At 70.1% G+C, this 13,084-nt stretch carries 12 protein-coding genes and 1 pseudogene; 11 read left to right on the forward strand and 2 right to left on the reverse strand.

What is annotated here, in order from left to right:
- Positions 1–25 precede the first annotated feature (25 nt).
- The 6 genes and pseudogenes from PZE19_RS01020 (at position 26) to PZE19_RS01045 (ending at position 5,962) form a co-directional block, all read left to right on the forward strand.
- Positions 26–331, forward strand: coding sequence for a hypothetical protein (locus PZE19_RS01020; protein WP_277858721.1), 306 nt, complete (start codon positions 26–28; stop codon positions 329–331).
- A gap of 3 nt (positions 332–334) precedes the next feature.
- On the forward strand, positions 335–739 hold the full coding sequence (locus PZE19_RS01025) for an HNH endonuclease (protein WP_277858722.1): 405 nt from the start codon (positions 335–337) through the stop codon (positions 737–739).
- Positions 740–864: 125 nt separating this feature from the next.
- On the forward strand, positions 865–3,489 hold the full coding sequence (gene alaS, locus PZE19_RS01030) for an alanine--tRNA ligase (RefSeq protein ID WP_277858723.1): 2,625 nt from the start codon (positions 865–867) through the stop codon (positions 3,487–3,489).
- A 164-nt stretch (positions 3,490–3,653) separates the two neighbouring features.
- Positions 3,654–4,076, forward strand: a pseudogene (rplM, locus tag PZE19_RS01035) (50S ribosomal protein L13); the annotation flags it as partial.
- Positions 4,077–4,306: 230 nt separating this feature from the next.
- Positions 4,307–4,717 (forward strand): 30S ribosomal protein S9, encoded by a 411-nt coding sequence (gene rpsI / locus PZE19_RS01040; protein WP_277858724.1) that lies wholly within the window; start codon positions 4,307–4,309, stop codon positions 4,715–4,717.
- A gap of 135 nt (positions 4,718–4,852) precedes the next feature.
- Positions 4,853–5,962 carry an NHL domain-containing protein gene (locus PZE19_RS01045; protein ID WP_277858725.1) on the forward strand — a complete coding sequence of 370 codons (1,110 nt, stop codon included), beginning with the start codon at positions 4,853–4,855 and terminating at the stop codon, positions 5,960–5,962.
- Between the two features lie 290 nt (positions 5,963–6,252).
- Here the strand turns inward: PZE19_RS01045 and PZE19_RS01050 are convergent, their stop codons facing one another.
- Both PZE19_RS01050 and PZE19_RS01055 read right to left on the reverse strand, forming a co-directional pair.
- The gene (locus tag PZE19_RS01050; protein WP_277858726.1) at positions 6,253–7,401 is read right to left on the reverse strand and encodes an acyl-CoA dehydrogenase family protein; all 1,149 of its coding nucleotides are present in this window, start codon (positions 7,399–7,401) and stop codon (positions 6,253–6,255) included.
- 71 nt (positions 7,402–7,472) lie between these two features.
- Positions 7,473–8,276 carry a molecular chaperone TorD family protein gene (locus tag PZE19_RS01055; RefSeq protein WP_277858727.1) on the reverse strand — a complete coding sequence of 268 codons (804 nt, stop codon included), beginning with the start codon at positions 8,274–8,276 and terminating at the stop codon, positions 7,473–7,475.
- Positions 8,277–8,555: 279 nt separating this feature from the next.
- Here PZE19_RS01055 and PZE19_RS01060 point away from each other — a divergent pair, with 279 nt between their 5' ends.
- The 5 genes from PZE19_RS01060 (at position 8,556) to PZE19_RS01080 (ending at position 13,078) form a co-directional block, all read left to right on the forward strand.
- Positions 8,556–9,824, forward strand: a complete 1,269-nt coding sequence (locus tag PZE19_RS01060; protein ID WP_277858728.1) for an aminotransferase class V-fold PLP-dependent enzyme — start codon at positions 8,556–8,558, stop codon at positions 9,822–9,824.
- Positions 9,825–9,864: 40 nt separating this feature from the next.
- The gene (locus tag PZE19_RS01065; RefSeq protein ID WP_277858729.1) at positions 9,865–10,251 is read left to right on the forward strand and encodes an iron-sulfur cluster assembly scaffold protein; all 387 of its coding nucleotides are present in this window, start codon (positions 9,865–9,867) and stop codon (positions 10,249–10,251) included.
- A 507-nt stretch (positions 10,252–10,758) separates the two neighbouring features.
- A complete protein-coding gene (locus PZE19_RS01070; RefSeq protein WP_277858730.1) occupies positions 10,759–11,244 on the forward strand; it encodes a CsbD family protein in 486 nt (161 codons plus the stop codon).
- A gap of 95 nt (positions 11,245–11,339) precedes the next feature.
- Positions 11,340–11,516: a DUF1328 domain-containing protein gene (locus PZE19_RS01075; RefSeq protein ID WP_277858731.1), complete on the forward strand. Its 177-nt coding sequence runs from the start codon at positions 11,340–11,342 to the stop codon at positions 11,514–11,516.
- A 176-nt stretch (positions 11,517–11,692) separates the two neighbouring features.
- Complete coding sequence (locus tag PZE19_RS01080) at positions 11,693–13,078, forward strand: RNA polymerase sigma factor (RefSeq protein WP_277858732.1); 1,386 nt, start codon at positions 11,693–11,695, stop codon at positions 13,076–13,078.
- Positions 13,079–13,084: the final 6 nt, after the last annotated feature.

Below are 13,084 nucleotides of genomic sequence, written 5' to 3' on the forward strand. Positions count from 1 at the left end.
CCTTGATGCCTGGGGAGACCGAACCATGCCCGTCGTCCATGCCGGCACGAGCGAGGCGGCGATCCTGGGTCGCGTCCTCCAGCCCGAACAGGCGACCCTGGACGCCGGCGCGGCGCGGGCGATCCTCGCCTTCGGCTTCAGCCCGGCCGACAAGGACCGCATGGTCGAGCTGCTGGCCAGGGCCAAGATGGGGACGCTGACCGCCGACGAGTCGACCGAGATCGACAATTACGAGCGAGTCGGGCATATGCTTTCGCTTTTGAAGTCGAAGGCCAGGCTGTCCCTGAAATTGAACGGCGATCAGGGGGAAAAGACCGGGGCCCTCGGATAACCGATGGACCGCGCGATCGAGAGGTCGGTGCGGCGACGCGCCGCCGGCCGGTGCGAATACTGCCGAATGTCGCAGGCCGACGACGAACTGCCTTTCGAGGTCGACCACATCATCGCCGAGCAGCACGACGGCCGGACCCAGGAGGGAAACCTCTGCCTGGCCTGCTTCTCGTGCACTCGCCATAAAGGGCCGAACATCGCCGGGGTGGATCCCGAGACCGGGAACATCGTCCCGCTCTTCAACCCCCGACGTCAGAAGTGGCCGCGTCACTTCCGCTGGGACGGTCCCGTCTTGACCGGCCGGACGGCGAGCGGTCGGGCGACGATCGTCGTCCTGAAGATCAACCTCGACTATCGGATCGACCTGCGCCGCGCCCTGATCGAAGAAGGGGGCTTCCCACCGCCTTGATGGGTCGCAAGTCCCTGGGGCTCACCAAGCCGGGTTGTCCCGAGGTCCCGCGTCCTGCACAATGGGGTCTCGGCGCGCCCGCGCGCCGCTCGGTCCTCCCGTACCCGTCAGTCTGCGGACCTTCCATGAAAACCGACGAACTCCGTGAAGCGTATCTCGACTTCTTCGCCTCCAAGGGCTGCGTCCGCAAGCCGAGCGACGTGCTGGCGCCGAACGACCCGACGGTCCTCTTCACGCCGGCCGGGATGAACCAGTTCAAGCGCGAGTTCATGGGCCTGGGCGACCCGACCTTCAAGCGGGCCACGACCTGCCAGAAGTGCATCCGCACCGGCGACATCGAGAACGTCGGCAAGACCCCGCGGCACATGACGTTCTTCGAGATGCTGGGGAACTTCAGCTTCGGCGACTACTTCAAGCGCGAGGCGATCCACTGGGCCTGGGAGTTCCTCGTCAAGCGCCTGGCGATCGACCCGAACCGCCTGACGTTCACCGTCTACCAGGACGACGACGAGGCGTTCGACATCTGGAACAAGGAGATCGGCGTCGCCGCCGGCCGCATCAAGCGGATGGGCGAGGACGACAACTTCTGGCCCGCCGGGGCCCCGACCCACGGCCCCAACGGCGTCTGCGGGCCCTGCTCGGAGATCTTCTACCACGGCGACGGCATCGAGGAAGTCGAGATCTGGAACCTCGTCTTCACCCAGTTCAACCGCGTCGGGCCCGGCCTGCTCGAACCCCTGCCGAACAAGAACATCGACACCGGCATGGGCCTCGAACGCGCCGCGGCGGCCCTGCAGGGGGCCAAGTCGAACTACGAGATCGACCTCTTCATCCCGATCGTCGCCGCCGCGGCCGACGCCCTGGGCGTCGACTACCCCAAGATCAAGGACACCGTCGACGGCGTCCGCATCCGCCGGGCCAGCGACCACGTCCGCACCCTGACCTTCTGCCTCCACGAGAACGTCCGCCCCGGCCCCGAGAAGCAGGGCTACGTCGTCCGCCGCCTGCTCCGCCGCGCCGTGCTCGACGCCTACCAGATGGGCCGCCGCGAGCCCTTCCTCTACACCCTCGCCCCGGTCGTCGCCGAGGCCATGAAGGGGGGGTACCCCGAGCTGGCCGACAGCGTCCCGCGGATCCAGCACGCGATCCGCGACGAGGAGGAGCGGTTCCTGCGCAACCTCGAGAACGGGATGCGGCTGCTCAACGACACCTTCCGCAAGACCAAGGCCGCCGGCTCCGACGTCGTCTCGGGCGGCGACGCCTTCGACCTGCTCTCGACCTACGGGATCCCCGTCGAGGTCACCGAGAGCCTCGCCGCCGACCAGAACCTGCGGATCGACGAGAAGGGCTTCGAGGCCGCCCGCGTCAAGTTCGCCGCCGTCTCCCGGGGGACCGCCGAGGCCGCCGACGTCTTCGCCGTCGGCCCGCTCGACTCCCTCAAGGAGGCCTACCACAAGGGCACCGCGTTCCTCGGCTATACGACGACCGAGGCGCCCGCCAAGGTGATCGGCATCCTCGAACAGGGCCGGCTCGCCGATTCCGCCGAGGTCTCCGCGGGCGGCCCGCCGATCGCCCTGGTGCTCGACCAGACCCCGTTCTACGGCGAGTCGGGCGGCCAGGTCGGCGACGTGGGCGTCGTCAGGGGGCCGGGCTTCACCTTCCAGGTCGAGGACACCAAGAAGGAGAACGACTTCTTCCTGCACCTGGGCCGGGTCGTCGAGGGCCGGATCGCCGTCGGTGCCGAGGCCGTGGCGACCGTCGACGCCGACCGCCGGCAGGCCATCCGCCGCGCCCACTCGGCGACGCACCTGCTGCACAACGCGCTGCACAAGCACCTGGGTAAGCACGCCCAGCAGGCCGGCAGCAAGGTCGAGCCCGACCGCCTGCGGTTCGACTTCTCGAACCCCGAGGCCGTCGGCAAGGAACGTCTGCAGGCGATCGAGAAGTCGGTCAACGACCTGGTCATGACCGCCGCGCCCGTCACCTGGACCCTGATGCCGATCGCCGAGGCCAAGACCCTGGGCGCGATGGCCCTGTTCGGCGAGAAGTACCCCGAGGTCGTCCGGGTCGTCCAGATGGGCGACTTCTCGCGCGAGCTTTGCGGCGGCACCCACCTCGACAGCGTGGGTCAGGTGGGCCTGTTCAAGATCCTGGCCGAAGAGTCGGTCGCCGCCGGCACGCGGCGGATCGTCGCCCTGACGGGCCGGGCCGCGCTCGACTTCGTCCACCAGGAGGAGGAGACGCTGGGGAACCTTTCGGCCAACCTCCGCGTCCCCGCCGGCCAGGTGGGCGACCGCGTCGCGGCGCTCCTGGAGGAGATCAAGGCCCTCAAGAAGCAGGCCGCCCAGCGCAAGCCCGAGGCGGCCCCCAAGGCGACGGCCGACGACCTGCTCGCCGCCGCCCGCACGGCGGGCGAGGCGACGGTGGTCATCGCCTCGGTCGCCGACGCCACGGTCGACGAGCTGCGAGTCCTGATCGACGGCCTCCGGCGCAAGCGCGAGAAGGGCCTGGCCGTCCTGCTCGCCTCTTCGGGCGAGGGGAAGGTGATGCTCGTGGCCGCGTTCTCGAAGGACCTGGTCGAGCAGGGGCGGAACGCCGGCCAGTGGCTCAAGAAGGTCGCCCCGGCCGTCGGCGGCGGGGGCGGCGGCCGACCCGACCTCGCCCAGGCCGGCGGCAAGGACCCCGCCAAGATCCCCGACGCCCTGGAGCTGGCCTGGGCCGTCGTCAGCGGCGAGCTGGGGGGGGCCTGAGGCCGGCGGTGCGGCCGTCGCGATCGTCAGGATCGCGACGATCCGCAGGGGCCGCGCAGGGCCGGTGAGGTCTTGACGTCGGCCCTAAGCTTTGTAACATGGTATTTTTCCCAAGGCTGCGCGATCCCGCGTTTCCGCGTTTTGCGACCCAGGCGTATCTTTCCATGAAGTGTTTCCAAGCGAAGACCGGCGAGCTGTCGCGTCAGTGGTTCACGATCGACGCGGAAGGCCAGGTCGTCGGCCGACTCGCCGCCCAGATCGCACCGATCCTGATGGGCAAGCATCGCCCGACCTACACGGCCCACATCGACACCGGCGATTACGTCATCGTCACGAACGTCGAGAAGGTCGTGTTCACGGGCAACAAGTGGCGCGAGAAGTCCTACCAGCGCTACACCGGCCACCCCGGCGGCCAGCGTGAAGAGGCCGCCTGGAAGCTGCTCGAACGCCGTCCCGAGCGGATCCTCGAGCTGGCCATCCAGCGGATGATGCCCAAGAGCAAGCTGGGCCGTCAGATGATGGACAAGCTCAAGCTCTACGTCGGCCCGAACCACCCGCACCAGGCCCAGAACCCGGCCCCGCTCGAGGCCTACTCCGGCCGCCCCACCGCCGCCGGCGCCATCCTCGCGCCCCCGCCGGTCGAGAAGGCCCGCAAGAAGCCCGCCGACGACGGCGCCGAGCTCGCCCTCCCGGCCCCGCCGGTCGAGGCCGCCCTGCCCGCGCCCGAGGCCGCCGACTCGGCCGAGTGAGCCCCCGCTGATACGGACGGACCCCGCGAGACGGATCCCCCCCCAAGCCCGAGGACGAAGAGACCCCTATGTCCGCGACCGCGACAGCACCGAAAACCTACACCTGGGGCACCGGCCGGCGCAAGACCGCGGTCGCCCGGGTCCGCATCGCCGAGGGTACCGGCCAGTTCATCGTCAACGGCCTCGACGCCCGCGAGTACTTCCCCCTGGAAGTCCAGCAGACCGACATCCGCGCCCCGCTCAAGGCCACCGAGATGACCGAGCGGGTCGACGTGTGGGTCAACGTGGTCGGCAGCGGCAAGCCCAGCCAGTCGGGCGCCGTCGTCCAGGGCCTCGCCCGCGCGCTCAAGGAGTTCCGCCCCGACATCGACGAGGCCCTCCGCGCCGGCAACTTCCTCACCCGCGACGCCCGAATGGTCGAACGCAAGAAATACGGCCACAAGAAGGCCCGCAAGAGCTTCCAGTTCTCCAAGCGGTAATCCGCCCTCGGACTGGATCCTCCACCCCGCGATTCACGAAGGCCCGCCGTTCCCGCGTCGAAAGACCCTGGCGGCGGGCCTTCCGCTTTTCGAACGCCGGCCGACGATTCCCGCGTTCCCGGAGGATGGCATCCCATGCTCGGTCTCGCGATGCTGCTGCGTGCGTTGATCCTGGCCAGCCTCGCTCTCGCCCCGGCCGAGGAACCCACATCCGAGCCGGCCCGGATCGAGACGATCGTCGGCACGGGCGAGGCAGGGTTCTCCGGCGACGGCGGGCCCGCGGCGCGGGCGCGGCTGAACCAGCCGTTCGACGTGGTCTACGACCGCGCGGGGAACCTCTATCTCTCGGACACGGGCAACCAGCGCATCCGTCGCGTGGACGCCTCGGGCGTCATCACGACGGTGGCCGGCAACGGCGGGAAAGGGTTCGCAGGCGACGGCGGGCCGGCGACCGCGGCGAAGCTCGACGAGCCCTACGGGATGGCGATCGACGGCGACGGGAACCTGTATTTCGCCGACCGGCTCAACCGCCGGGTGCGTCGGGTCGACGGCCGTTCCGGGATCATCACGACGGTCGCCGGCGACGGCGGGAAGGCCACGTCCGGCGATGGCGGGCCGGGGCCGGACGCCGGGATCGTCGAGCCCAACGACGTCGCCCTCGACGGCCGCGGCCGGCTGTTCATCGCCGACGTCTCCGGCCACCGCGTCCGCGTGGTCGACCTCGCCACGGGGCGGATCGCCACCTTCGCCGGCGACGGCCGAGGCCGCCGCGCGGGAGACGGCGGGCCGGCCGCAACGGCCTCGTTCTTCGGCCCCCGGGCGGTCGAGGCGCTGGCGGACGGCTCGCTGTTGATCCTCGAACGCAACGGCCACGCGCTCCGCTCGGTCGCGGCCGACGGGACCGTCTCCACGATCGCGGGAGGCTCGAAGGGCTACCGGGGCGACGGCGGCCCGGCCCGCGACGCGGCCTTCGACGGCCCCAAGGAACTCGACGCCGGCCCGAACGGCGACCTGCTGATCGTCGATACCGAGAACCACGCCATCCGTCGGATCGACGCGAAGACGCACGAGGTCTCCACCGTCGCCGGCCGGGGCGTCGCGGCGAAGGACGGCGACGGCGGCCCCGCCGCGGCCGCGGGCCTGGCGCGCCCGCACGGCGTCGCCTTCGGCCCCGACGGCCGCTCGTTCGTCATCGGCGATACCGAGAACCACCGCATCCGCCGCGTCGTCCCGGTGGGCCGCTGAAACGGCCGGGATCGCCTCCTGCCCATCGGCTTCGCTTCGGGTTCATTCGTCCCAAAGACCAACGAAGCCATCGGCCGTAAGTCGATTCTCCACGGGGTTTTGAGGCGGAAAAACTGGCTTCTGCGATCGCGGTGCGCGTTGAAAAAACTCCCGGTCCTCGCCGAGGGCAGAGCGTCGTCCACCCCAAGGGGGCGCGACCGTCCCTTTATAAAGACCATGTCCACGATCGCCGAACGGGGACGGGCGTCTCGCGAAAAATCGCGGGACGGTCGGGGACTCCGTCGCGACGGTCAGATCCGCAGGTGCTGGGCGATGATGTTGCGCTGGATGTCGTTGGTGCCCGAGAAGAGGACGCCGCCGGTGCTGTCGCGGACGTCGCGTTCGAGGCCCTCCTCGACGGTGTAGCCCTGGGCGCCGAAGATCCGGACGGCGTCGAAGCTGTTCTGGGCGAAGCACTCGGAGACGTGGAGCTTGGCCATCGACGCGGCGATGGTCGCGTCCTTCCCCTGCTTCTTCAGCCAGGCGTAGCGGTAGACCATGAACCGGCTGGTCTCCAGCCGGGTCATCATGTCGACGATCCGGTTGGACACCGACTGGAATTTGCCGATCGACTGGCCGAACTGCTTGCGCTGGCGGGCCCGCAGGATGCAGCGGTCGAGCTGCCGCTGCATCGTGCCGACGACGCTGGCGAGGATCGCCCCGCGCTCCCATTCCAGGGCCTGGTTGAAGATCCGCGACCCCCGGCCTTCGCGGCCCAGCAGGTTCTCGGCGGGCAGCTCGCAGCCCTCGAAGACCAGCTCGCCCATCGGGGCGGTGCGCATGCCGAGCTTGGGGATCTCGCGGACGACGTGGAAGCCGGGCGTGTCGCGGTCGATGAGGAACGCGGTGATGCCGAGCACCCCCTTGGTCGGGTCGGTGGTGGCGAAGATCAGGTAGACGTCGGCGACGGGGCCGCCGGTGATCCAGACCTTGCGGCCGTTGAGGACCCAGCGGTCGCCCTTGCGCTCGGCGCGGGTCTTCATGCTGAAGATGTCCGAGCCGGCCTCGGGCTCGCTGGCGCCGTTGGCGCCGAAGGAGCGGCCGTCGCAGAGGCCGGGGAGGAACCGCTTCTTCTGGGCGTCGTCGCCGAACACCAGGATCGGCATCGTGATCGTCCAGAGCGACGCGTTCAGCGCGAAGAGGAGGCCCGTGTCCGGGCAGGCGTAGCCGAGGCCCTCCATCGCGGCGACGGCCGTCTCGATCTCCTCGCCCTGGCCGCCGTATTCGCGGGGGACGGGGAGGCCGGCGGCGCCGAACTTCGCGCAGCGCTCGAAGCCCTCGCGCCAGAACTCGCCGCGCTGGTCGCGGCCGATGAAGTCGGGGTCGACGAGCTGCTCGCGCGCGAACGCCACGGCCGCGTCATACCACTTCCGCTGCTCCGCCGAGAATCCGAAGTCCATCGCACCGACCTCCTTGCCTTCCTTCGCGTCCATCGCGGCGCCGGAGCGACCTCGGTCCGGTCCGGGGCGGCTCAGGCGCAGACGACCTGGCGACTGCGTGTCGATTCCGGGGCCGTCTCCGTCGTCTGCATCGACTCGTCCGCCTCGGCGAACCTCGGCTCGACGTCCAGGCACCGTCGTTCCGTCGCGATCCAGGCGGCCAGGAACCGCCCCAACTGCTCCAGGCAGCCCCCGCCCGCGAATTCCCGCAACTGCGCGGCGAGTTCGGGCAGCCACCCGGCCAGATGATGGCCGAAGAAGTGGCGTTGGGCAAGATCACAACTGCGGACCGCCTCCGGCGACGCCGCCCCCAGGCAGGCCATCCGCCGCTGGAACCGCGCCTGGGCGATCAGCCAGGCCATGAACTCCAGCTCGCGCGAGGCGTGGTCGGGACGCGTCGGCAGGTTCTCGTGCTCGGGACACGCGGCGTCTTCGTATTCCCGGTTCAGCTCCTCGACGGCCCGCTCGGGACGCCGCTTGAGCCACGCGGTCTTATGATCCATCTCCAGCGGCGAGTGGGAGTTCCGCCTCGCCCGGACGAAGAACCGGTCGCAGTCGGCCTTCAGGTGCCCGAGCGGCTGGCACAATTCGACGACCAGGGCCCGGAGGTCCAGGTCCGAACTCGTCGCATCGCCGTTTTCGAGGCCGACGTCCCGGCTCGCCGCGGCGGCGCGGAGGGCGTCGACCGTCGCGACGTCCCGCCTCTGCTCCTCGGGATCCGTCACCCGTCCCCACGTCCCGGCGTCGGGATTCGTGAGGATCGCCGCCAGGAACTCGTAAATGCGCTCGCGGCCGGCGTCGACGACGTCCGCTTCGGAAGTGCAATCATCGCACATTCGGGGTGTCTCCTCACTTGAGACGACACCGGCCCGGACAGGAATTGGGGGCGTCGGCGTGTCGGCTCGGCCGCTCGCGGCGGCCTTCTTTGTCTTTTCAGTATATTCTGTTCATACAGAAACGTAAAGAAGGGGCGAGATTCTTCGGAAGTTTTAAGGGGCCCGCCCCGGAGCGACGGCGGGTCCGATGCGTCGGCCCCCTGCGCGAACGCGGGGGGCGACGATAGAATGACGAGAGCGGCGAGAGGGACGGCAAGACGACGTTGAGAGGATGGGCGGATGGCGGACGCGGTCGCGACGGGCCGGGATCTCGAACTGGACGTGGAGCGGGTGCGGGCCGACTTCCCGCCGCTGGGCGAGGAGGTGCGCCCGGGGGTCCCGCTGCGGTACTTCGACTCGGCGGCGACCGCCCTGAAGCCCCGGTCGGTGATCGAGGCCGTCCGCGCGTGCATGGCCGAGTATCCGGCCAACGTCCATCGCGGCCTGCACGTCCTCAGCGAGCGGGCCACCGAGGCGTTCGAGAACGCCCGGATCAAGGTCGCGCGGCATCTGGGCGTCGACGACCCCGCACAGGTGATCTTCACCCGCGGGACGACCGAGGCGATCAACCTCGCCGCCCGATCGTGGGGCCGGCACGCGTTCCGGCCCGGCGACGCGATCGTCCTCAGCGAGCTGGAGCATCACGCGAACATCGTCCCCTGGCAGATGATCGCCCGCGAGACGGGCGCCGAGCTGCGCTACGTCGAGTTGACCGACGACCTGGAATACGACCTCGACTCGTTCGACCGCCTCTTCGACGACGGCCGGGTGCGGATGGTGGCGACGACGGGCATGTCGAACGTGACCGGGATCCGGCCGCCCGTCGAGGAGATCGCCCGCCGCGCCCGCGAGCGCGGCGCCCGGGTGCTGATCGACGCGGCGCAGAGCCTGGCGCACGAGCGTCTGGACGTCGTGGCGCTCGACGTCGACTTCGCGGCCTTCTCGGCCCACAAGGTCTTCGGGCCCACGGGCGTCGGCGTGCTCTACGGCAAGCGCGAGCACCTGGAGGCGATGGAGCCGGTCCTGGGCGGCGGCAACATGGTGCTCCGCGTCGAGCGCGAGACCGCCGTCTGGAACGAGCTGCCCGACAAGTTCGAGGCCGGCACGCCGCCGATCGCCGAGGTCATCGGCCTGGGCGCGGCGATCGACTACCTGGAGGCGCTCGACGCCGAGGCCGTCGCCCGCCACGAACGGGCGCTGATCGACCACGCCCACGAGGTGCTGGGGGCGGTCGAGGGCCTGCGAATCCTGGGGCCGGCCGCGACGGCGGGGAAGGGACCCATCGTGGGCTTCACGCTCGACGGGACGCACCCGCACGACCTCTCGCACCTGCTCGACCGCTCGGGGATCGCGATCCGGGCCGGCCACCACTGCGCCATGCCGCTGCACACGCGGCTGGGGATTCCGGCCTCCGCGCGGGCGAGCTTCGCCCTGTACAATACGGCCGACGAGATCGACCAACTCGCCGCCGCGCTCGGGTCGATCAAGAGCCTGCTCCGACGTCGCTAGGCCGAGGCCGGCCGGCCCTCGCGCCGTCAAGGAACCCCCGATGGACGACCCGCTGTACCGCGAAGAGATCCTCGACCACTATTACTCCTCCCCCTACCGGGGCCGGATGGAGCGCCCCGACTGCGTCTGCGACCTGGACAACCCATTCTGCGGCGACCAGATCCACGTCGAGCTGACCGTGGGCGACGACGACCGCATCAAAGAGGTCCGGTTCGACGGCAAGGGGTGCGTCATCAGCCAGGCGGCGACGTCCTTGCTCGCCGAGCACCTGGAAGGGGCCAGCGTCGACGACGCCCGCAAGCTCGGCCCGGCCGACGTCGTCAAGCTCCTGGGCATGCCCCTCACCCCCACCCGCATGAAATGCGGCCTCCTGGGCTGGAAGGCCATCCAGCAGGCCCTCCAGCAGCGCGCCGCGGCCACGGCCTGACCCGCCGTCCACCTTTCGGGACGATTCCCACCCCTGGGCAACCGCCTGCGCCGCCGTGCGCGCCGACCGGCCTTCCCCCCTCGCGGGGGAAGGTGGCCCGAAGGGCCGGATGAAGGGGAGACGAGCACGAAAGCCGTCGCCTCTTCGTGTTGTGGAATCGCGATTTCCGATGGGGCCTGGCGCGTCCTCCCCATCATCCGACCCCTCCGGGGTCTGCCTTCCCCTGCGAGTGGGGAAGGCGTCGGGACGGCCAACCGTCCACTTCCGGACGCTATCGCGTCCCGATTCGGGGTCATTCCCCGGAACCGGGGTCGAATGGCACGTCGATTGCGATTTCCTTCTCCCGACCGCCAGGGCCGATCGGACGTGTGAAGCCCGGTCGGACTCCTGGCCGGATCGAGCCCGGGTCGCTTCGCGATCGGGGCTTGTGACGTCGGAGATCACAAAGGCATTCGGATCGACCTCGTCGTGGTCGGCCCGGCACTCCAAACCAAAGGGGAATGAACCATGGCCGCCAACCTCCAGAACCTCCAGGGTCAGTGGAACCAGCTCAAGGGCGACGTCAAGAAGAAGTGGGCCCAGCTCACCGACGACGACCTGCGCTGGACGAACGGCAACGTCGACCAGCTCATCGGCCGCATCCAGGAGCGGACCGGCGAGAAGCGCGAGCAGATCGAGAAGTACTTCGACACGCTCATGAGCGAAGGCTCCTCGATGCTCTCGAACGCCGTCGAGAACGTCGGCCAGGCCGCCAGCCAGGCCACGAACCGCCTCCGCGAGGGCTACTCCAAGCTGAGCGACCAGGCCGGCGAGCAGCTCGGCCACGCCCGCGAGCTGGTGGGCGAGCAGTACGGCCAGGCCCGCGAGCTGGTCATCCGCAACCCCGTCCAGTGGGTCGCCGCCGCGTTCGGCGTCGGCTTCCTGGCCGGCATCATCGCGGGCTACACCAGCAGCGCCGTCTCGCACCAGCAGCAGTCGCGCCGCTTCTTCTGATCGGGTTCCACGATGGGCCGCCGGCCCGGGCGTGAGACCACCCCGGGGCGGCGGAACTCGACTTTCTCTCCCATGAACATGAACGGAGGCCGCAGATGCTACGCCTGGCAGTCCTGTTCGCGATCATCTCCTTGCTGGCCGCGGCCTTCGGTTTCTACGGCGTGAGCGACGCCTCCGCCGGGATCGCCAAGGTCCTCGCCGTGGTCTTCGCCGTGATGTTCCTCGCCGTGATGATCATGGGCCTGACGGTCGCCAAGAAGACGACGGCCTAGCCGACGGCTTCGAGCCTCGTCGGACGCAAATCGACAGCCGACCTCCGGGTCGGCTGTCTGCGTTTCGAACGCGAGCGGATCGCGCATGTCGGAAAATTCCCCGAAAGCCGGGAACCCCAGGTCGCCCTCTCGGCTTTACTACATGGAGGAGCAGCCCGAAGCCCCGAGGACGGCCCATGATCGACAGGCGGTCGCCGACGTACCCGGAACACCTGCGCACGCTGTTCACCGTGGGGGCGGCCTCGGGGCTCAGCGACGGGCAGCTCCTCCAGCAGTTCGCCGCCCGACGCGGCGAGGCGGCCGAGCGGGCGTTCGCGGCGCTGGTCGAGCGGCACGGATCGATGGTGCTGCTCGCCTGTCGCAACATCCTGCGCGACGAGCACGAGGCGCAGGACGCCTTCCAGGCGACGTTCCTGGTCCTCTTCCGAAAGGCGGATTCGCTCTGGGTCCGCGATTCCCTCGGCCCCTGGCTGCATCGCGTGGCCTGCCGCATCGCCCATCGGGCCAGGCTGGGGGCGGGTCGGCGCCGGGCGTCCGGGATCGAGGCGGCCGCGGGGGCTTCGGATCGGTTCGATCGGGACGGGACGGCCGACGGGATCCACGAGGGCATCGACCGGTTGCCCGACCGCTTCCGCACGCCCGTCGTCCTCTGCTACCTGGAAGGCCTGACCTGCGAAGAAGCGGCCCGACGTCTGGGCTGCCCCGTCGGGACGATCAAGAGCCGGCTGTCGCGGGGTCGCGAGATGCTCCGGCGACGGCTGAAGGCGGGCGTGGACGAGGACCTGAGGCGGGCGACGCCCGAGCCCGGCCGCCCCCGCGCGGCGCTCCCCGCCGGGCTCGCGACGGCGACCGTGCGCGCGGCCCTGGATGCTTCGGCGAGTCTATCGGCACCGGTGGAAATCCTGGTCAAAGGAGGGTTGTCGGCCATGTTCCTGACGAGAAGCAAGTCCGCGTTCACGATCCTGGCCGCCGTCGCCGCCGCCTCGGCCGGCCTGACCGTTCTGGGCCAGCAGGCGGCCTCGCGCGGGGGGACGGATGACGCCGTCCGCCGGCAGGCCCCCCCGGCGTCGAACATCGATCCGGCCTCGGAGCCCGCCACGCGGACGGACCCAGCCCCCCCGCCGGCCGTCTCCGGCCTGGAGCAGCGGCTGAAGGCCCTGGAGGAGGAGCTTGAGCGGGCCCGGACCGGCGCCGGCAACGTCGTCGGCCCGCGCAAGCCGGGGGAGCCGTACGAGGACCGTCGGCAGAGGATCGAGGAGGAGGGCAAGAAGGCCCACATCTGGGACGTCCTCGTCATCGGCGGCTTCGTCGGCCAGTACGACCTGGCCGAGGTCGCGCCGAAGGACCTGGTGATCGGGCTCTGCCGCAACTACCTCGGCATCGAGCCCAACCCCGACGACGTCAAGTGGATGGTGGAGAAGCTCGGCGAGGATCGGGATCGCACGGCGACCCCGGAGCGGATCGTCCGGGGGCTCATCGCCGACTCGGAATTCCTCGCCTCCCCGCTCGTCGAGGCCATCCTCCGCAACCCCCGGACGCGGCGCACGCCGGGCGTCCAGTGAGCGCGG

The sequence above is a fragment of the Paludisphaera mucosa genome (genome assembly GCF_029589435.1).
GTDB lineage: Bacteria > Planctomycetota > Planctomycetia > Isosphaerales > Isosphaeraceae > Paludisphaera > Paludisphaera mucosa.